General features: G+C 38.3%; 23 protein-coding genes and 1 pseudogene. 20 read left to right on the forward strand and 4 right to left on the reverse strand.

The window, feature by feature from the left end:
* From DW819_RS15985 to DW819_RS13260, 5 genes and pseudogenes are all read left to right on the forward strand, one after another.
* Window positions 1-727 (forward strand): annotated as a pseudogene (locus DW819_RS15985) (recombinase); the annotation flags it as partial.
* 14 nt (window positions 728-741) lie between these two features.
* A complete protein-coding gene (locus tag DW819_RS13245) occupies window positions 742-1,056 on the forward strand; it encodes a hypothetical protein (protein WP_015515203.1) in 315 nt (104 codons plus the stop codon).
* 214 nt (window positions 1,057-1,270) lie between these two features.
* Window positions 1,271-1,687 carry a YjdF family protein gene (locus tag DW819_RS13250; RefSeq protein ID WP_118733641.1) on the forward strand — a complete coding sequence of 139 codons (417 nt, stop codon included), beginning with the start codon at window positions 1,271-1,273 and terminating at the stop codon, window positions 1,685-1,687.
* Window positions 1,688-1,754: 67 nt separating this feature from the next.
* On the forward strand, window positions 1,755-2,555 hold the full coding sequence (locus DW819_RS13255) for an endonuclease/exonuclease/phosphatase (protein WP_118301843.1): 801 nt from the start codon (window positions 1,755-1,757) through the stop codon (window positions 2,553-2,555).
* Entirely contained in the window at window positions 2,552-3,139 is a 588-nt protein-coding gene (locus DW819_RS13260) for a hypothetical protein (protein ID WP_118143261.1), read from the forward strand. The genes DW819_RS13255 and DW819_RS13260 overlap by 4 nt, the downstream gene beginning before the upstream one ends.
* Before the next feature lie 317 nt (window positions 3,140-3,456).
* Here DW819_RS13260 and DW819_RS13265 read toward each other — a convergent pair whose 3' ends face one another.
* Complete coding sequence (locus DW819_RS13265; RefSeq protein ID WP_182432652.1) at window positions 3,457-3,972, reverse strand: helix-turn-helix transcriptional regulator; 516 nt, start codon at window positions 3,970-3,972, stop codon at window positions 3,457-3,459.
* Window positions 3,973-4,151: 179 nt separating this feature from the next.
* Here DW819_RS13265 and DW819_RS13270 point away from each other — a divergent pair, with 179 nt between their 5' ends.
* The 6 genes from DW819_RS13270 to DW819_RS13295 all read left to right on the forward strand — a co-directional run bounded on the left by DW819_RS13270 (window position 4,152) and on the right by DW819_RS13295 (window position 7,852).
* Complete coding sequence (locus DW819_RS13270) at window positions 4,152-4,358, forward strand: hypothetical protein (protein WP_021869602.1); 207 nt, start codon at window positions 4,152-4,154, stop codon at window positions 4,356-4,358.
* Window positions 4,359-4,464: 106 nt separating this feature from the next.
* Complete coding sequence (locus DW819_RS13275) at window positions 4,465-4,899, forward strand: hypothetical protein (RefSeq protein ID WP_118733643.1); 435 nt, start codon at window positions 4,465-4,467, stop codon at window positions 4,897-4,899.
* Between the two features lie 212 nt (window positions 4,900-5,111).
* Window positions 5,112-6,227: a site-specific integrase gene (locus DW819_RS13280; protein ID WP_118733644.1), complete on the forward strand. Its 1,116-nt coding sequence runs from the start codon at window positions 5,112-5,114 to the stop codon at window positions 6,225-6,227.
* The gene (locus DW819_RS13285) at window positions 6,220-6,573 is read left to right on the forward strand and encodes a hypothetical protein (RefSeq protein ID WP_118733645.1); all 354 of its coding nucleotides are present in this window, start codon (window positions 6,220-6,222) and stop codon (window positions 6,571-6,573) included. The genes DW819_RS13280 and DW819_RS13285 overlap by 8 nt, the downstream gene beginning before the upstream one ends.
* Before the next feature lie 66 nt (window positions 6,574-6,639).
* Window positions 6,640-7,191: a molecular chaperone GrpE gene (locus DW819_RS13290; RefSeq protein ID WP_118733646.1), complete on the forward strand. Its 552-nt coding sequence runs from the start codon at window positions 6,640-6,642 to the stop codon at window positions 7,189-7,191.
* Window positions 7,192-7,588: 397 nt separating this feature from the next.
* On the forward strand, window positions 7,589-7,852 hold the full coding sequence (locus DW819_RS13295; RefSeq protein ID WP_118502963.1) for a hypothetical protein: 264 nt from the start codon (window positions 7,589-7,591) through the stop codon (window positions 7,850-7,852).
* A gap of 456 nt (window positions 7,853-8,308) precedes the next feature.
* On the opposite strand, the gene DW819_RS13305 is transcribed toward DW819_RS13295, so the two are convergent.
* Both DW819_RS13305 and DW819_RS13310 read right to left on the reverse strand, forming a co-directional pair.
* A complete protein-coding gene (locus tag DW819_RS13305) occupies window positions 8,309-9,604 on the reverse strand; it encodes a tyrosine-type recombinase/integrase (protein WP_009321335.1) in 1,296 nt (431 codons plus the stop codon).
* A gap of 160 nt (window positions 9,605-9,764) precedes the next feature.
* Window positions 9,765-10,394 carry a helix-turn-helix transcriptional regulator gene (locus DW819_RS13310; RefSeq protein WP_009243739.1) on the reverse strand — a complete coding sequence of 210 codons (630 nt, stop codon included), beginning with the start codon at window positions 10,392-10,394 and terminating at the stop codon, window positions 9,765-9,767.
* Between the two features lie 175 nt (window positions 10,395-10,569).
* Between DW819_RS13310 and DW819_RS13315 the strand changes: the two genes are divergently transcribed.
* The 7 genes from DW819_RS13315 to DW819_RS13345 all read left to right on the forward strand — a co-directional run bounded on the left by DW819_RS13315 (window position 10,570) and on the right by DW819_RS13345 (window position 15,920).
* Window positions 10,570-10,800 carry a helix-turn-helix domain-containing protein gene (locus DW819_RS13315; protein WP_002578307.1) on the forward strand — a complete coding sequence of 77 codons (231 nt, stop codon included), beginning with the start codon at window positions 10,570-10,572 and terminating at the stop codon, window positions 10,798-10,800.
* Window positions 10,801-10,944: 144 nt separating this feature from the next.
* Complete coding sequence (locus tag DW819_RS13320) at window positions 10,945-11,259, forward strand: DUF3847 domain-containing protein (protein WP_002578306.1); 315 nt, start codon at window positions 10,945-10,947, stop codon at window positions 11,257-11,259.
* Window positions 11,259-11,612, forward strand: a complete 354-nt coding sequence (locus tag DW819_RS16145) for a hypothetical protein (RefSeq protein WP_058692446.1) — start codon at window positions 11,259-11,261, stop codon at window positions 11,610-11,612. Before DW819_RS13320 ends, DW819_RS16145 begins: the two co-directional genes overlap by 1 nt.
* Window positions 11,588-13,309 carry a MobA/MobL family protein gene (locus DW819_RS13330; RefSeq protein WP_109214826.1) on the forward strand — a complete coding sequence of 574 codons (1,722 nt, stop codon included), beginning with the start codon at window positions 11,588-11,590 and terminating at the stop codon, window positions 13,307-13,309. The genes DW819_RS16145 and DW819_RS13330 overlap by 25 nt, the downstream gene beginning before the upstream one ends.
* Window positions 13,248-13,997 (forward strand): DUF6040 family protein, encoded by a 750-nt coding sequence (locus DW819_RS13335; RefSeq protein ID WP_009243742.1) that lies wholly within the window; start codon window positions 13,248-13,250, stop codon window positions 13,995-13,997. The genes DW819_RS13330 and DW819_RS13335 overlap by 62 nt, the downstream gene beginning before the upstream one ends.
* Before the next feature lie 155 nt (window positions 13,998-14,152).
* Window positions 14,153-14,611 carry a MarR family transcriptional regulator gene (locus tag DW819_RS13340; protein WP_118733647.1) on the forward strand — a complete coding sequence of 153 codons (459 nt, stop codon included), beginning with the start codon at window positions 14,153-14,155 and terminating at the stop codon, window positions 14,609-14,611.
* A complete protein-coding gene (locus DW819_RS13345; RefSeq protein WP_002595210.1) occupies window positions 14,601-15,920 on the forward strand; it encodes an MATE family efflux transporter in 1,320 nt (439 codons plus the stop codon). Before DW819_RS13340 ends, DW819_RS13345 begins: the two co-directional genes overlap by 11 nt.
* A gap of 133 nt (window positions 15,921-16,053) precedes the next feature.
* On the opposite strand, the gene DW819_RS13350 is transcribed toward DW819_RS13345, so the two are convergent.
* Window positions 16,054-16,290: a DUF6061 family protein gene (locus DW819_RS13350; protein WP_002578301.1), complete on the reverse strand. Its 237-nt coding sequence runs from the start codon at window positions 16,288-16,290 to the stop codon at window positions 16,054-16,056.
* A gap of 313 nt (window positions 16,291-16,603) precedes the next feature.
* On the opposite strand from DW819_RS13350, the gene DW819_RS13355 reads away from it, so the two are divergent.
* Together DW819_RS13355 and DW819_RS13360 are read left to right on the forward strand one after the other, a co-directional pair.
* Window positions 16,604-16,840, forward strand: a complete 237-nt coding sequence (locus tag DW819_RS13355) for a hypothetical protein (RefSeq protein WP_005345958.1) — start codon at window positions 16,604-16,606, stop codon at window positions 16,838-16,840.
* 51 nt (window positions 16,841-16,891) lie between these two features.
* Window positions 16,892-17,560, forward strand: a complete 669-nt coding sequence (locus tag DW819_RS13360; protein WP_118733648.1) for a hypothetical protein — start codon at window positions 16,892-16,894, stop codon at window positions 17,558-17,560.
* The last annotated feature ends 68 nt before the right edge of the window (window positions 17,561-17,628 follow it).

A 17,628-nucleotide genomic window follows, 5' to 3' on the forward strand; every position in this document is an offset into this window, starting at 1 on the left:
TTTGGACTTTGAGAAAAAGGAGCGGGCAAAGGAAGTCGCAGAATTGGAGCAATCTATTTCTGACGGAAAAGAGCGATTATCAGATATTCAGATTCAGCATAGAAAAGCAGTGCAGGAAACAGAGCAGATACGGAAGAAGGGCGAAGCAATCCGGCAGGAAGTGTCGGAACTTTCGGAAACAAGTGATTTGCTGAAGGAGCAGGCGACAACGCTGGCAGAGGACAAGAAAAAGCTGCTGTCTGATAATGTGAAATTGGAGAAGCAACAGAAGAAATTGCAACAAGATATTGAGAAAATGGTTCAGTCTAAGGCGGTTATGGAACGGAACATACACGCTTATGACGAGGACGAGAAGTGGCAGCTGCCTGAACCGGCGGCGTTGATGTCTGCAAAGGCTTATAAGGATAAAAAAGCTTTTCCGCTTGTGGAGAAATTGAAAGAAACGATAAAAGCACTGACAATTAAATGCGTCCAGCTTGCAGAACAGGGAAAGAAACTAAAAGAAAAAGTTACCCGGCAGGAGCAGCAGATCAGTCGCTTGACAGATAAGGTCATGGAGCAGAGCGACATTATTGACCGATTGCAGGAGAAAACGGCAGATTTGGGGCGTTTGGAACGCTATTTCGGCAGAGAACAGGTGCAGTCGATAGTTGAGCGGTCTAAGGCCCTGGAATGGGCAGAAAAGGAAAATAAACGTCCGAAACGTGTATTTGATGTGAGCAGATAGGGGGGATTGATAGAATGACAGATATGGAGAAAAAAGTTATGGTTCGGCTGTGTGCGAAAATCCTTTCAGAAACAGATTTGTATGATACAGATATGGAAGTACGCAATCTAATTGACTGGATATGTGTGTCGGAGCAGATAAAATCAAACAATAACGAGATACGAAGTATAACCGGGGAATATAAGCGGATAGAGCCGGATTGCCGGGAGGGAGTGCGGACGCAGTTGGAGCACATGAAGTCACTCTGTAAAGAACGTGAGAGCTTGTATGAGAAGCAGAATGATTTGAAAGGGCAGAAGCAGAAAATCGAGAGAGCATTGGAACGGTAGGGATTTGGGGCATGGCGGCGGCTGTGTCCCTTATTTATTGTGGAAAAATTGCTAATGGTATGCTAAAATCAAGGAGCAAAGATAAAAACGCAACGTAAGAGAAAATCCCTTACAGAGCCGGTAGGTAGCCCGGCCGCATCATCTGGTGTAAGTAACCCTCCCTCTTTAGGGTCGTCCATTCTTTGTTCATACAATCATTTAAGGAGGAATTGTCATGGACAAAGTATCGGGCAGATTGACAGTATTTTTTGAGGAACCATTCTGGATAGGTGTGTTTGAGCGCATATCGGAGGGAAAATTATCTGTATGCAAGGTTACGTTTGGGGCGGAGCCGAAAGATTATGAGGTATACGATTTTGTTTTGAGAAATTATTATCGACTGAAATTTAGTCCGGCTGTGGCAACTGATGTAAAAGAAGCTGGCCGCAATCCGAAACGGGTACAGAGAGAAGTGCGGAAACAGGTACAGAATACCGGGATAGGAACGAAGTCGCAACAGGCTTTGAAATTACAGCAGGAGCAGTTGAAAACTGAACGTAAAGCTGTGAGCCGGGAACAACGGGAAGCAGAGAAACAGCGGCAGTTTGAACTGAAACAGCAGAAAAGGAAAGAGAAGCATAGGGGCAGGTAACGCCTGCCCTTGGCCGCTTATAGGAGTTTTTAAAATTCAGATTAAAAAATGAAAGAGAGTAATACATGTGAAGTTTGCTTTTTGGAATGTACATCAAAATCCGGTTATAAATCATTATATTGTTGATCTTATATATGAAAATGAATTAGATATAATCGTGTTGGCAGAATATAAAGATAATGAACAGAAGTTGATTGATGAACTAACTCAAAAGGGTATATACATGGAGAAATATTTGACTTCCGGTTGTGATCGTATTATGATGTTTGGCTCTATTCAAAAAGTAATGCCCGCAAATCAAAACAAATACTATTCAATACAAATTATTGATAAAAAGTGTATTTTGTGCGGAATGCATTTGCCGAGTAGAATTTATTCGGATCACCAAGAGAGAAGGAATATTGTAATAGACAGGATTGTCGAAGACATTAATGAATTAGAGATGAAATTGAAAATAGAAAATACTATTATATTAGGAGATGTAAATGAAAATCCTTATGATGTAGGATGTTTAAATGCAACAAAATTTCATGGTATATCTAGTGGAGCGGATGCAGAAAAAGGAAGTCGAACAGTTATGAGTAAAACATTTAAAATGTTTTATAATCCCATGTGGAACCTTTTTGGAGACTTCAGATATCCACCAGGGACATACTATCATAATGGGAGCGAGCCTAGCAATTCTTTTTGGAATATTTATGATCAAGTAATGATCCGTCCAAGCATGAGGAAATGGTTCGTTGATAACAGTTTAAAAATTCTTGTGAAAATCCAGGAGTATTCTTTAGTTGATAAATTTAGACATCCTCGAAAGGATATTAGCGATCATTTGCCGATTGTTTTTGAGATAAAGGAGGAAAATATATGAGTCATGATTTTAACCTTGATGGACTTCTAAACTACGATGATGATCAGGCGGTGTCTCCAGATACAATTATATCAGAATTGGGAAAACAGTTAGAAGAAGCTACGAATGGATTTGTCAAAGGTGTAGTAAGGGAATATGAAGGGCCTATTGAATCTTATGATCAGCTATCAGCTTTTGCGTCAATTGCCTCTGCATTGGGAACTTCAGTAATACACAAAGATATTCAGGATAATCTTGGAGCGATAGGATATCAGAATTTTAAATTTGAATTTTTTTTGACGGCACCTAAAATTGAAAACTACAAATATAGGATTTTGTTTTTTGAATATGGCATTGGAATGTATCCAGTCAAAATTGTTCTTGAACAAGGGATTGCAGATGAAATATTTAAGAAAGAAAATGCTAATTATATAATTGAATATGAAACAAAAAATGAATTGGAAAATGTAATCATAAATATTTTAAAGACAAAGAAAGTTATAAAGGTTATGCAAGAACTAATCTATGCAACAAAAAGGTTTGAAAGGCTTGATAAAAAAGAGCTTAAGTTGGTAGATAAATCGTCAGATGAGAATGATGAGTAAAGGAGTCTTTGGGGTTATATTACATGGTGCTAGCACCATGTAGATAGAGCAATTAAGGAGAAATATTCGTGATACCCGTATGATACCTGTTTGAACGGAAACTATGAATAAGGCGTGAAATTTGGATATTATAAATATAAAAATCCGCAAAAGACAATTATATATTTAACGATTATGTTATAGTTGCAGGGAGTTTTAATAGTATAATAAAGCCCAGAAGCCTTATAAATCAAAGGTTTCTGGGCTTTGTGCTTGCAAAATGCTTGCAGTTTGAGGACAATGCAACGAATAAATAAGCGAGGAGCCGATAAGGCTCCTTATTTTTTTGCACTTTGTATGAGCATTTGAGAATCAACCATTCGGAGTTCCAATTCTTGCTCAATTTCATCAGCACGGTTAAGTAAAAATGCTTTTGTCGTTTCATCTGGAGAAAATTGAGCTTCATCTCTTAAATGGTCGATGATAACTTTACTATCTGCCCATTCCTTTAGAAAATGCTTTAATACAGGAGAATCAAAGGATATGGTCAGAGTATTTAGGTCAAATTTTCCATCAGCATCTTTGTTACCATGAAACTGAACTTTGCCAACTTTGGAGATGGCAAATAGATAAGGTGCAACTTCTCCGATGGTTTCTAAATGAATGTCTTGAAAAGAGGTGATACTAATATGTAAGGCATCAGCAATGCGTTGTAAAGGTTCTTGTTTGGGATTTCTATTACCTGTTTCATATTTTTTTAGTGTACCCAGAGGAATACCAGAAAAATCCGCAAGTTGTTGTTGAGTTAACCCACGGAGTTCTCTATAATATCTGATTTTTTCACTGACATTCATAATAATATCTCCAATCATATTTTTTTATTCTAATACATTGTACATACATTGTCAAGAACAAAATGAGAACCAATACACAATAAAGATTGACAAAAAGTATCACATGAGATGATATGAATGCAGGGGAACAAAATGGTCACCAAATAACAAAAAAGAGAACAAAATGGAGGTTGCGAATAATGAGTACATCAAAAAAATTAAAAAGTGAACAGCTTTTTGTGAGAGTAGAAACGGTGATGCATGATTTACAGATTTCCAGACCTTTTGCGTATCGCATGATTGCAGGTTGGAATGAAGAACTGAAAGAGCAAGGTTATACAACTATTTGCGGACGTATTCCAAAGGCTTATTATGAAAAAAAGATTTACGGCATGACTAAAGAATAAAACAGCCCTCCCTCGGCAAAGGAAGAGCGGTTAGAAAGTGCGGATATTTATTTCGTTTAATAAATTGTACCGCGTTTTTATATGATAATCAAGGAGAAACGTGGTCATGGGAAAATCTAGAAAGAGTACGATAAGGAAGTTTGAGTTTTATGAAACAATAACGAATAACGGTATAGAAAGCGGTTATGTCAGACTTGCTAATACTCAATTTCATTCGGATGCTGTGATGGATTTATCTGCAAATAGTTATAGGGTATTTACGTACATGAAGTTCAGAGCGAAAGGAAACAAAGTATTCACTTACACGTATGAGAATGCAATAAAAGATGCATCTATAAGCCGCCAAACATTTTTGAAAGTGAAAAAAGAATTGATAGATAATGGTTTAATAAAACAATTGGCGTCAAATGCATATTCTCCGTCGAAGTTTGAATTTAGTGCGGAATGGAAGAATTACCATAGCAAAAGGAGAGATTGGTTTACAGATGAACGTATCTGTAAAAATGCTAAGAGCAAAAGAAAGCAACCACAAAGAAAATAACGGAAAACAAATAAAAGAATTTTACGAGTCTAAAAATTAGACGAGAGTGGCGTCTAAAAATCAGACGACAAGAAAACAGTGAAAAACGTTGTCGTCTAAAAAATAGACCCTGTACTCATCTAAAAAATAGACGACAGTTCAAGTCTAAAAAATAGACGCATATATATGTATGCCATATATACTTGGACGATTAGGTATTAGGAGGATTAACTTTGAGTGCAAGCAAGGATACAAAAAGAGGAACTTGGAAGGTGTATATTCGATATATAGATTGGATGGGGAACAAGCAGATTAAAACTAAACGTGGATTTCAGACAAAGAAAGAGGCTTTGGCATGGGAGCGGGACTTTCTACAGTCGCAGTCTAAGGATATGAATATGAGTTTTAAGGCATTTGCAGAGATTTATATGAATGATATGAAGCCACGCATTAGGGAAAGCACAATGGAGAATAAGCGTTATATCATTGATAATAAACTTATTCCTTACTTCGGCTCACGCTCATTAGCATCTATAAAAGCATCGGATATTATCCAATGGCAGAATGAGTTGCTGAACGCCAGAGATGAAGATGGAAATGCATACTCCCCGACATATCTGCGTACTATCCAGAATCAATTAAGTGCAATTTTTAACCATGCCAGAAGATTTTATTCGTTACCGGTCAATCCATCTGCACAAGCAGGGAAAATGGGGCGACAAAATGCCAAAGAAATGAATTTCTGGACACAAGACGAGTTTTTACAATTTATCGAGTATATGAAGGTCAAACCTGTGTCATATTACGCATTTGAGATATTGTATTGGACTGGAATTAGAGAGGGAGAGCTTCTGGCATTGACACCAAGCGATTTTAATTTTGTTACGAAACAGTTAATTATCAATAAAAGCTATCAACGTATTGGACAGAAAGATATGATTACTGATCCTAAAACGGAGCAGAGCAATCGGACTATTTCATTGCCGGATTTTTTGTGCGAAGAAATCCAAGATTTTATAGCTTCTCTTTATGGGATAACACCCAATATGAGGATTTTTAATGTTACTAAAAGTTACTTACATCATGAAATGGATAGAGGTTGTAAAGAGAGCGGTGTAAAAAGAATTAGGATTCATGATTTGCGACATTCTCATGCCGCACATTTAATTGAATTGGGATTTTCACCAGTTGCGATAGCGGAGCGGCTAGGACATAAAGGAATATCAATCACATATATGTACGCACACTTGTATCCATCAAAACAGTATGAGCTTGCAGAGAAACTATCGGAAGATAGGACTAGAGCTAGTGAAAAAATAAATTTGACAGGGGATGATGAGAATGTTTAAGAGAGCTGATTCAAAAAATGAAACAGAAGTTAAAAAGCAAGATGCTAAGGGACGTAAGCGTAAAATTATTTTCAATATGAGAGTTACCGAAGATGAGCGAGAGCAAATAAATCAAAGAGCGGCACTATCTGGTCTGTTGAAACAAGAATTTTGTATTCAGTCACTAATGCATCAGAAAGTTGTTTGTTATGGAAATATACGCTTAATAAGTGAAGTGAAAAGTCAGTTGTGCAATATAGAAAACCATTTAATACGTTTAGAATCAGCAGATAATTTTGATGCAGATAAACTGGAACAATTAAGAATGATTTTGGAATTGCTTAATAGCTTAAAGGAGAATAATTAAATATATTCTGGTGTTGTATGTTGGTTTGATTTATGGACAATAAGCAGAATAAAACGGGAGGACGTAATGAGAGACTATAGTTTACAAAGAGAAGAAATTGAAACTATAAAACCAAGAACCATAACAGTGAATCTTTCCGATGCAGATGTGAGACGCCTTGCCGAAAAATCAGGTGAGGGCGGTCTGACGATTTCAGAACTGTTGGAGAACTTCATCGGGGATTTAGTAGACGGAACGTATTCCAACGGAAGTGATGAACGGATGTATGCGGAACAGTGGTATCAGCGTTGTTGGTTCGCCATGTTTTCGGATGATACATTTCTGAAATTCTTGCTGCTGTGGGGCGATTTGGACGATTATATTGATTTGATGGATGAACTTGAAAGCAATAAAAAAGAAATGGAAGAAATGACCGCTGATGCCGAAGAATATTCCGCTGAGGAACGGAACGAAATACAAGAGTACATCAATGATTTACAAAAAGAAAAGGATTATTATTGGAATAAATTTTTGGAACGAAAACTTCAAAAAGAATCCTATGTTTTTGAAAAAGAAGTTGAAAATATTATGGCGTGGAAATCGCAGCTTGACACATTACTTGACACCGAAAATCCGTAGGTCAACATTATTAGCAAGCAGGGGGAAAATATATACATTCCCTCATACTTGCATATAGCAAGCATGGGGAAATTATATACACTCGCTGTCAAATATTCTCCCTATACTTGCTATAGCAAGCATAGGGAAAATATAGACACTCGTGCCATTTTCCCACTTGTTAGCCGCTACACTGGGGCACTGCCCCCTAATACCCCCAGCCATAACATTTTGCAAAACGATTATCTCACAAACAGTGCAACAAAAACGAAATCGCTGACGAGCAATTTTGTAATTTCCTCACGGTGAGGAAATTTTGAAAGGAGAGTTCACTATACTGATAGAACGTGCAGTTGAAATACGATGATGAAATATGATAAAATAAAATTGACAAATCGGTATTTGTGGGGTGGTGAATATGAAAAAGAAAATTTTAAAAGCAGTTTTAGGTATTCTTATTTGTTGGGGGATTTTTGTTGCTATTGAGGGATTTCGTTTGATTGGAAGCACTGACCCAGGAAAATGTCCGCTTATAACACTTGGAAGCACACAAACTGCGGATGAAATTGCTGATTATGGAAGTTTAGGATTTTCACAAACATATCATCTGACAAATGGCGATGCATTTGTATATGGTGAATTTCGAGTTTTGGGAATCAGAATTGCAAGATGGGAGAGTTAAATTCCAGTTTTCTTAACTGGATAAATCGGAAGTTGGAAAGGGGTGCACTGCTATGCTGAAAAAGTTGAATTCCTTTTTTAACATCGTTATTGGTTCATTCATAGGAGTTTTCATTGGGTTCGGAATTTATAAGTTCTGGCACTTTAAAACCTATCCAAATTTATATGCCATGCAGTCTGCACCGTGGTACACAGAGTTGCTATTGGGTGGTGCCTTGGTGGCTGTTGTGGTGGTCGTATGTATTATCCTAAAGCTGATTATTTGTAGGAAGTTAAAGCCATAACTTCCCGTTTATTGGGAAGTCACAGAGAACGAAAAATCGGAATTTGTGGAGAGATTTCCTGAACTTTCCTTATTTTACAGGCTTTTCAGCCCATTAAATAGTGAAATGATATGTATTTTCCCTTATTTTTGCCCTTATGCGGAATCCGCAAGGGAAATAAGGGAAATTTTTAGTTAAGCATTGCTCGCTACTTTATCAAGAAGTCTTGCGGAATCCCGTTTTGCTTTTCTTGTTGAGTGAGCGTAAATATTCATTGTGGTACTGACATCAGAGTGTCCTAACAGTTCCTGTACATCTTTCGGTGCAGCTCCATTGGAAAGCAGATTGCTGGTATAAGTGTGACGCAACTGGTGAAAATGGAAATCTTCAAATCCTTCCAGCTTCTTTGCCACTGATCTGCATACAATGCTGAGTGTACTCGGCAGTTCCAAAGAGCCATCTGGTCGCAGGCAGACAAAGGAGATTTCTTTGTAATCTGTCGGGACTTCCTGTGTTCCGTCAAGATGATAGTATTCATAATATACCCTGTTTTTCACATGCACTTCTTTGTAGTAATTGCGGTGATATAATTCGCCATACTGCATCCGGTTTTTGAGCTGTTCTTTTCTGGCAGCTTTCAGTATTTCAGTCAGCGTATCTCCAAAATCAACAATCCTTACTTTTTTCCGTTTCGTTGGTCCGATAATATTTTTGTGTTTCATGCCGTCGTAGCGGATACTGCGTTTTATGGTCAGGCATTGTTCCTCAAGGTTAATGTCCTGCCATGTAAGACCACAGGTTTCCCCGATACGGAGCCCGGCATAATACGCAATTTGAATCGGAAGAATAGCAGGTGGATTTTTCTTTTCCAGATATTGGATAAGCCGTTCATAATCCTCATGTGAAATCGGCTGTGTACCTTCTTCCACTTCATCATCGGAAAAGAGGTCAACTTCCTCTGCCTGCTTTTTCAGCTTAATATACTGCATCGGATTGAAACTGATTAACTGTTTTGGAAATACTGCAAAACGGAATGACTGCTGTAACACTGCGGAAAAAGAATGGATATAATCTTTGCTGTATCCCTTTTTTACTTTCCCGTCTGGAAACTCACCACCGAATGTAAGCAGATCAAGAAATGCCTGTAAATGTTCGGCAGTAACTGTTTTCAGTTTGCGGTCTGCAATCGGGTGTTTTTTGATACATCGGATTGCACCAAGATAATTTTCCACTGTACCGTTGCTGAGTGTCCCAGTTTTCAGTTCTTCTTCTGCCCACATATCCAGAAGTTCCCCTACGGTAAGATTATCTGCCTTTGCAACAAACTTCTTATCTTCGTAGTCTTCCAGTGCCTTGCGGAGAAGCTTTTCCGTCTCACTTTTACTTTCGGTTCCGGCGTATTCTTTCTGAACCATTTTACCGCTTGCATCTTCTACATAGAAACGATAGTACCATTTTTTTCCTTTTTTTCTAACAGATCCTTTTGCCATAATCGTATGTCTCCTTTCGATATCAGACAATCGGAACTGCTGAAATGCTTCTTGCGTGTAGGCATCTTATGGACAAGTCCATAAGCCAATTCGCCGCTCGTCAAATCTGTAAACAGCTTGACTCGCTTGCGCTCATTGTATCATAACTCCGATTATCTTACTATACCGATTCAGAATCGTCATACATAACTTCGGATAAAAGATTTGCAAGCCTTTGTTCTGCCGCTTCCGGTTTCTTTGAATAGAGCCTTACAACATCTGCCATATCATTAAATGCGTTGACAGTATGTGTGATCTCCCTGAGAAACATAATCTCATTATATTCATCTTTCGATTCAAATCCCATTACTTTGGCAATGTCCGCATCTTTGGTACTGCCTTTGTAATTTTTACAGGCGAACTGAAACGAATCCAGAAACAGTTCATATTGCTTTAACATTAACAGCAGTAAGTCTTTAGAAAAAGCGTCTTCTGTTTTATTGAGGTCAAGAGGAAACTGTTTGAGAATGTCGCCCATCGCATCACGAATCTGCAATTCTTTCTTATCCGTAATATCAGTTTCATATTCATCGGTTTCCCCTTTGAGCCATTCAATCGATACATGAAGTGCTTCCGAAAGACCTTCCAGTACCATCTTTTTGGTATTGTCAATCGAACCATTCTCATAACGCAGGATTGTGGAAGCGGTAACTCCCATCTTCTCTGCGACATAAGGCTGTGTCAGATTTAATTCCAGACGGCGCTGTTTTGCCCTGCTGCCAATCAGCTTGCGTAGTTCTTTATCTTTCATGCTGATGTGCCTCCTTTTTCGGTATGTCATTACTATACCACGCAACAAAACATATTGCAATATGCAATTTTAAGAAAAGCAGAAAAATTTCATAATGCTTGACAAAGCAATATAAACACGCTATACTGACAGCACAAATGAAATTGCATAATGCAATTCGAAAGGAGGTGGTCATATGACGCAAAGAAAGATTGCCTTATCTATTGAGGAAGCTGCTGATTATACGGGAATTGGCAGGAACACCCTGCGAAAGTTGGTAGAGTGGAAGAAACTTCCGGTATTGAAGGTTGGGAGAAAAGTCCTGATCAAAACGGATATGCTGGAACTTTTTATGGAAGCCAACGAGGGCAGGGACTTGAGGGATAAGGGAAATGTGAAAGCAGTCACAAGAAACGGTTCAACTTAAAAAAGCGGTTCCCGAAGAAACCGCCAAAGGTTCTATCAGACCGGAGTCATGATATACCTACACGCAAGCAGATTATACCATGTACTTCGTCTGACAGACAACAGGAAACTTATGTTTGGAAAAAAAGAAAGGACGATGATATTTATGGCAAGATCAACAAAGAGTTATGAGGAGCGTATGCTCCAGTTGGAAAAGAAAGAACAGGAAAGCCTTGAGAAAGCAAAACAGTATGCAGCACAGAAACGGGAACTGAAGAAACGTCAGAAAGATGTGGAAACCAAAAAACGGACACACAGGCTCTGCCAGATTGGCGGTGCAGTGGAATCGGTACTGGGTTCTGCGATTGAGGAAGATGATATCCCAAAGCTGATCGGCTTCTTAAAAAGGCAGGAAGCAAATGGGAAATTCTTCTCAAAGGCAATGCAGAAAGAGCCAGTTGCAAATACGGAGGAAGTGTAATGCCGGAGGGAGTGGAGTTTCCATTCCCTTCATTGCTTTTTTATGAAGGGCGCACTTATGGACAACCAGAGGTCGTCCGTATAAGTTTGCCACAGGTGGCAACCGGTCTGCGCTTACGCTTGCCGGGCTCGTTCCGTCGGCGGGGCTTTCAGCCAGACCTGCTCATGCCGCAGGAGGCACTCTTCGCCAGAGGGGCACATTCCATGCAGGCTGTTATGCACAGGGCACTCTTACGCAGAGGGTGCTCCGGCAGATACCATTTTCTTTTAGGAAAAACGTTACCTGCCGGAAATCAAAGCCGGATACGGCAGAATGGGGGAAACGGAGCATGGCGATTTTTCATTATACAGTAAAGATTGTTGGACGCAGCAAAGGAAAATCCATCATATCGGCGTCTGCTTATCTCAATGGCGATGTGATGAAAAATGAAGAAACAGGCAGGATCAGCTACTATACTTCAAAAAAAGAAGTCGTTTATACCAGCCTGCTGATGTGTGAAAATGCACCACAGGAATGGCAGAATGTACCTGCTGAAAATATCAGACGGTTCCAGAAATCTGTCCGATATAAAAGGGCAGATAACCAAAATGCTGCACTGGAAAAATTCAAACTTACTTTTCAGAAGCAGCGTTTATGGAATGAAGTCTTGAGGATAGAAAAAAGTTCAGATGCACAACTCGGCAGGTCATTTGAGTTCTCACTTCCGAAAGAATGGAGCCGACAGGAACAGATTGATTATACAACTGAATATATTCAAAAGACCTTTGTAGATAAGGGAATGTGTGCGGATTGGAGTATCCACGATAAAGGAGATGGTAATCCCCATGTGCATTTATTGGTGACGTTGCGACCATTCAATTCAGACCACTCATGGGGTAACAAAGAAATCAAGGATTGGGAGTTTGTCAGAGATGAAAATGGAAATATTGTGGTGGATGAATCCCATCCGGACTGGTGGCAGGATAAAAAGAACCCTGACCGTCATGGAATCCGAATCCCCGTACTTGATGAAAATGGAGTCCAGAAAGTCGGGACAAGGAACCGCAAACAGTGGAAACGTGTATTAACCGATGCTACCGGGTGGAACAATCCGAAAAATTGTGAGCTATGGCGGAGCGAATGGGCAAACGTCTGTAATGCACATTTGAAAACGGAAAATCACATTGACCATCGTTCTTATGCAAGGCAGGGAAAATTAGAGATACCGACGATCCATGAGGGCGCAGATGCCAGAAAAATTGACGAGAAATTTCAAAACGGACAGACATCCTCTACTTCATGGAAAGTAGAGGAAAACCAGATCATAAAAAGACAAAATGCACTGCTGGATAAAATACAGATTTCTTTTGGAAAAGTATCCAGTGCATTAACACAATGGAAGGAGCGATTGCGTGACATTAGAAGAAAGCCGGGAAGTCATTCCCATGATGGAGACAATGATAAACCAGATCGAGGAACAGCAGAATCTTATGGCAGAGATGGTACAGGAATTGCAGGAACGGGACAGGCAGCTCCTGTCTTTTCAGGAGCAGAACCAGAGTTTAAAAAGCTTAAACAGCGAATTATCCAGGCTGCTAAATCTTTTGCCAGATACAGAAGAACTGCTCTCACAGATCGAGCAACAGAAAACCAGAATCGAACAGTTGGAAAACGAGAATCAGCAATGGCAGGAATTAACGCAGAAGCTGAACAACGAGAACAGCTTATTGCAGAAACAGAACAGCGAATTGCTGACCTTAAACAGCAGATAGAGAAAGCGAGGGAGATCGATGAGCGAATGCAGAAACTTAGAGAACGTCGGGCAGGTGGAAGAACTTCTGCTGATGACCGAACAGATGCAGGACGAACTGGATCAGAAAGACCAGACAATCCAGGAACTAAACAGGCAGCTAAGCGAATCGCTGACCTTGAACGAGAAATTGAACAGCGAAAACAGAGCCGAGAATATCGAAGCATTGCGGACAAGATTAAGGCAAACAGAGGAACGATTGACCAGCGAGACAGACAGCAGGAAAAGAGCCGACGCAGAAGCCGTGGCATGGAAATTTAAGTATGAAAAAGCAGAGCAGGAAAAACTTTATGCACAGACACACCAAAAGACGGTAGAGGTAGCTGTTGAGAAAAAAGTGCCTTATGAGAAATGTGAAAAATGTGACCGTACTGCTTACCGGAAAGCAAAAGAAAAATGCGATAGCCGTAAAAGCCAGTTAGAAAAGAAATATAAAAATATGACGATTGGTTATGAAAGTATCTTGTTTCTACTGGCATGGTACAGCATAACAACAACACTGTTTACTGCGATTCTTTCGCCGGTTTTCCTTAACGACTGTATCGTCTTTTTCGGTGCGTTAGGAAAAGGAATGGGAAGTTTATTTCGGGAGTTTGTGACAGGTGCAGACTCTTTCGGACAGTTAAGCAGTGGAATACCTAACAGTATTCTTTCCGGGATTGTGTACTGGCTGATTGCCGGTACTGTCATGGCAATTTTATTCGTAATAACCGGGTGGCTGATAATCGGGATTGGTTATCAGGTAGGAAAAATCTACCGGAAATATTGTTGGGATATCATCAGTATCGTGGTAGCGATAACGAGTACAGCTGTTGTAATTTACTTTGGAGAATGGATTAAAAACGCTAATCCGATAAATCTTATTGTATTGCTATTACTGTCGCATATTATTTATATTGGAATCAGATGTTATGTGAAAGACTGGATGGAAGAACGAGGATATTATTAAAAGAGGACAGGGAAATTTCATAATCTTCCTGTCCTTAGTAAGGGACTATTGATTGTTTATATAAAGAAAAAGTATATAAATAAATCTTGACAATTAGTACGAACTCGGACTATAATACAAAAGTCCGGATTCGTACTAATTTAAGGAGGAAAAAGATGAGAAAAGATAATAATATGATAATACAGTTGCAACGATATTATGCTTTATGGAAAGAATGTACAGCAATGTATGAGGAATGGTCAAAGGATCAGGGACTGTCTTCAAATGGAGTTTTTGCTTTGCATTCATTTTATGAAAGTAATGGAAGATGCACGCAGAAAATGATAAGTGAAAAATGGAATATACCTAAGCAAACGGTAAATACGATACTAAAAGATTTTCAGAAAAAAGGATACATCAATATGGTATCTGATGATTCAGACAAGAGAAATAAGCTGATATGCCTCACAGAATCAGGAATGGAATATACGAAAGATATCATAGAAAAACTGCACTCAAAAGAAATATGTGTAATCGAAAAAATGGGATTAGAGAATATAGAAAGTCTTAATGATAATACAGAGCTGTTTATCAGACTTTTCAAGGAAGGAGATTGTAAGAAAAATGAATCATAAATCATTATTTTTTAAATATGTTATTCCATCTATTATAGCATTTGCATTATCAGGAATATATGCGATAGTGGATGGATATTTTGTAGGCAATACCATAGGAGATGCTGGACTTTCGGCTATTAATATTGCATATCCGATTGAGGCTTTGATTCAGGCTCTTGGAACAGGAATTGGTATGGGAGGAGCTGTTTATTACTCAATTAATGCAGCAGAAAAGAAAGGAAAACGGGCAGAAGAATTTATTGCTACAAGCTGGTGGCTTCTTGTAATAGTAAGTGTTATCAGTACCATAATTATTTACTCCTTTTCGTCTAAAATTTTAGGATTGCTTGGAGCAGATGGAATTATATTAACAAATGCGACAGATTATATCAAAATTATAGCACTTGGAGCAATATTGCAGATTCTTGGAACTGGAATGATGCCATTCATTAGAAATTATGGAAACTCTTTCTGGTCAATGTTTGCGATGGTTGGTGGATTCATAACCAATATTGTTCTGGATTTTATCTTTGTATGGATATATGAAATGGGCATGAAAGGTGCAGCCACAGCTACAATAGCCGGACAGGGTGTGACTGCAGCAATTGCAATCATATACGCATTATATAATAAAAAGTTTTATGTGTATGTATCCTTAAAAAATGTAAAAGAAATGTGTGGCGCTATATTCAGAGTAGGTCTTGCACCATTTGGGCTAGCATTGACTCCTAATATTTCATTGGTGTTTATAAACCGATTCTCCGCTTCTTATGGGGGAGAAAAAGCTATTGCAACTTATGCATGTGTATCCTATATTATCTGTATCATATATCTCATATTGCAGGGCGTAGGTGATGGAAGTCAACCTTTAATGAGCCGTTTTTATGGTGAGAAGGATCAAGAAAGCCTGAGAGGAGTTCAGAGAATGGCATACATTTTTGCAATAATTCTTGCTGTTTGTGGTGGAATTATCATGTATGTAAACAGAGCAAATATTGGAGGGGTTTTCGGAGCTTCTTATGAAGTAAGTATTGAGATTTCTAAAATTGTACCTATATTTTTAGTGTCATTACCATTTGTTGCGATTACCAGAATAGCGACAGCTGGATTTTATGCTACTGAAAAAAGTGGATTGTCATACATTCTTACATTCATTGAACCAGTATTGATGCTGATATTTATGCTTGTTTTACCACCTTTATTTGGTGGACAGATTATGATATGGTGGAGTACGGTATTGGCACGTGTTTTTTCAGCGATTCTGGCATTCATACTAATAAAATATTGCGAAAAGGGAGATTTGCAATATGGAATACAGAAAATTTAACAATCAGATAGTAGCAAGAATAATCTAGGTTTATCTATTGTATTTTTAAGGACAGCCTCATAGCAATAGGGCTGTCCTTTTAAAATTATGAAGCTAATTTTTAATAAATTCTAGTAGATTTTGATTGGAATAATCATAACTCTAATGAATCTTCAGCATCTACCCACATCTGTAAATTCCCATCAAGATATAACCTTGCATATTCTAATGGCTCATCGATTGCAAGCGATGTCAAAGCACAATCAGATCCAGGTGTGGTTCTTAAATTTTTTTCTGCTTCCCAACAATCAATACGGAGTATATAGCCCGTATTAGTATATACATCAATGCTGTTGCACTGTGGATTGTATTCTGCAAATATTGTTCTCATCGTATCCCATCTCCTTATCATTTAATCAATCAGTAGTAGCAAAAATTAAGAAGCATTTCAATCAGTTCACCATGTCACTTTTATTTTGTGTTATACTGTCTTATAGATTTTTCTTGCCCTTGTATTTGCCCTTATCAGAGTGCATAAACACTGATGGGACGATATAACACAAGGGAAATAATAAGGGAAAGCTCACCTGCGACAAATCCAGTGTTTTCAAGGGGTTGCGAAGAATTTAATAATAAAATATAACAGTTATTAAATTTCTTAAAACAGGTGAAATCTCAATCGGGAGTTACGGAGGTAAAGAGCAATGAAAAAAGCTATTATTACGATGATTGTGGTATTCGCATTAGTTGTTTGGCCGTTCAGTGGTGTGTGGCAACTCTTGTCTGGCATCATTGGCGGTGGAGTCCAAGAATCTTTTATTTATCCGATTTATGGTGGAATTATTCTTCTTTCAGGTCTTTTAGTCGTTTGTACTGAACTCATTCTGGAAGAAATTAAATCGTTAAAAGACGATATAAAAGATAAAAAAGAAGGTTGCTGATAAAATTCCGGTTTATAGAGTTAAAAAATATAAGTTAAGGAGGCATGTATTATGAAAAAAGTAATCTATCTGCTTGTATTATGTATGGTGCTGGGAATGGCTGGATGTGGAACGAATCAAGAAAATAAAGAACCTGTGTCTGGAAATGTGTCCGTAGAAATAGAAAATAAAGAAAATGATGATGTAGTACAAAATGAGCAAACAGCAGATACTGGCTCATATCCTCCATGTGTTATGGTTAATGGTGTTATATATAAAGACACAGGATATGTAGCGTCAATGCCTGGTTGTGGAACAATGGATGGAGAAATTGTGTCAACAGTGGCAGGGACAGAGTTACCATCTGAAAATAATCAATCAAATTTCGGAAGCGGATATCATTATCAAAGGAGTTCTGAAGGTCAGCTCATAGTTGTCATTGATGACGAACGAATCATATTTAGAGATATTGAAAAAGATGATACGTCTATTCCAATAGAGGTTATCAATTTTAATGCAAAAGTAAAAGAAATTACCGATGAAGGAGAACTTCTTGTAACGCATGTGAGTACAGCTGAAGGCTTTTGTCAGATGAATGATGGAGAGTATTATGTATCGGCAGAAAATTTAGCGGAAGATGTTCAGGTGGGAGATATCGTTACAATATGGTTTAATGGAATGATTCAAGAAACATACCCTGCTCAATTGGGGGTAGTTTATAGAATCATTAAAACACAATAATTAGTCAAATTGAGACCGTTTCAAGTTTTGTGTAAACGTTAAAAACTGATATAAGATTTGTGAATAGT

Source organism: Clostridium sp. AM33-3, assembly GCF_003480315.1.
Lineage (GTDB): Bacteria > Bacillota > Clostridia > Lachnospirales > Lachnospiraceae > Brotaphodocola.

What these genes read in the sequence shown, in the direction of transcription:
- DW819_RS13290 (WP_118733646.1), top strand. Translation starts at nt 6,640, where the DNA reads ATGAGAGACTATAGTTTACAAAGAGAAGAAATTGAAACTATAAAACCA.
- DW819_RS13295 (WP_118502963.1), top strand. Translation starts at nt 7,589, where the DNA reads ATGAAAAAGAAAATTTTAAAAGCAGTTTTAGGTATTCTTATTTGTTGG.
- DW819_RS13250 (WP_118733641.1), top strand. Translation starts at nt 1,271, where the DNA reads ATGGACAAAGTATCGGGCAGATTGACAGTATTTTTTGAGGAACCATTC.
- DW819_RS13275 (WP_118733643.1), top strand. Translation starts at nt 4,465, where the DNA reads ATGGGAAAATCTAGAAAGAGTACGATAAGGAAGTTTGAGTTTTATGAA.
- DW819_RS13265 (WP_182432652.1), bottom strand. Translation starts at nt 3,972, where the DNA reads ATGAATGTCAGTGAAAAAATCAGATATTATAGAGAACTCCGTGGGTTA.
- DW819_RS13310 (WP_009243739.1), bottom strand. Translation starts at nt 10,394, where the DNA reads ATGAAAGATAAAGAACTACGCAAGCTGATTGGCAGCAGGGCAAAACAG.
- DW819_RS13345 (WP_002595210.1), top strand. Translation starts at nt 14,601, where the DNA reads ATGAATCATAAATCATTATTTTTTAAATATGTTATTCCATCTATTATA.
- DW819_RS13285 (WP_118733645.1), top strand. Translation starts at nt 6,220, where the DNA reads ATGTTTAAGAGAGCTGATTCAAAAAATGAAACAGAAGTTAAAAAGCAA.
- DW819_RS13270 (WP_021869602.1), top strand. Translation starts at nt 4,152, where the DNA reads ATGAGTACATCAAAAAAATTAAAAAGTGAACAGCTTTTTGTGAGAGTA.
- DW819_RS16145 (WP_058692446.1), top strand. Translation starts at nt 11,259, where the DNA reads ATGCCGGAGGGAGTGGAGTTTCCATTCCCTTCATTGCTTTTTTATGAA.
- DW819_RS13260 (WP_118143261.1), top strand. Translation starts at nt 2,552, where the DNA reads ATGAGTCATGATTTTAACCTTGATGGACTTCTAAACTACGATGATGAT.
- DW819_RS13340 (WP_118733647.1), top strand. Translation starts at nt 14,153, where the DNA reads ATGAGAAAAGATAATAATATGATAATACAGTTGCAACGATATTATGCT.
- DW819_RS13330 (WP_109214826.1), top strand. Translation starts at nt 11,588, where the DNA reads ATGGCGATTTTTCATTATACAGTAAAGATTGTTGGACGCAGCAAAGGA.
- DW819_RS13355 (WP_005345958.1), top strand. Translation starts at nt 16,604, where the DNA reads ATGAAAAAAGCTATTATTACGATGATTGTGGTATTCGCATTAGTTGTT.
- DW819_RS13305 (WP_009321335.1), bottom strand. Translation starts at nt 9,604, where the DNA reads ATGGCAAAAGGATCTGTTAGAAAAAAAGGAAAAAAATGGTACTATCGT.
- DW819_RS13245 (WP_015515203.1), top strand. Translation starts at nt 742, where the DNA reads ATGACAGATATGGAGAAAAAAGTTATGGTTCGGCTGTGTGCGAAAATC.
- DW819_RS13360 (WP_118733648.1), top strand. Translation starts at nt 16,892, where the DNA reads ATGAAAAAAGTAATCTATCTGCTTGTATTATGTATGGTGCTGGGAATG.
- DW819_RS13315 (WP_002578307.1), top strand. Translation starts at nt 10,570, where the DNA reads ATGACGCAAAGAAAGATTGCCTTATCTATTGAGGAAGCTGCTGATTAT.
- DW819_RS13350 (WP_002578301.1), bottom strand. Translation starts at nt 16,290, where the DNA reads ATGAGAACAATATTTGCAGAATACAATCCACAGTGCAACAGCATTGAT.
- DW819_RS13320 (WP_002578306.1), top strand. Translation starts at nt 10,945, where the DNA reads ATGGCAAGATCAACAAAGAGTTATGAGGAGCGTATGCTCCAGTTGGAA.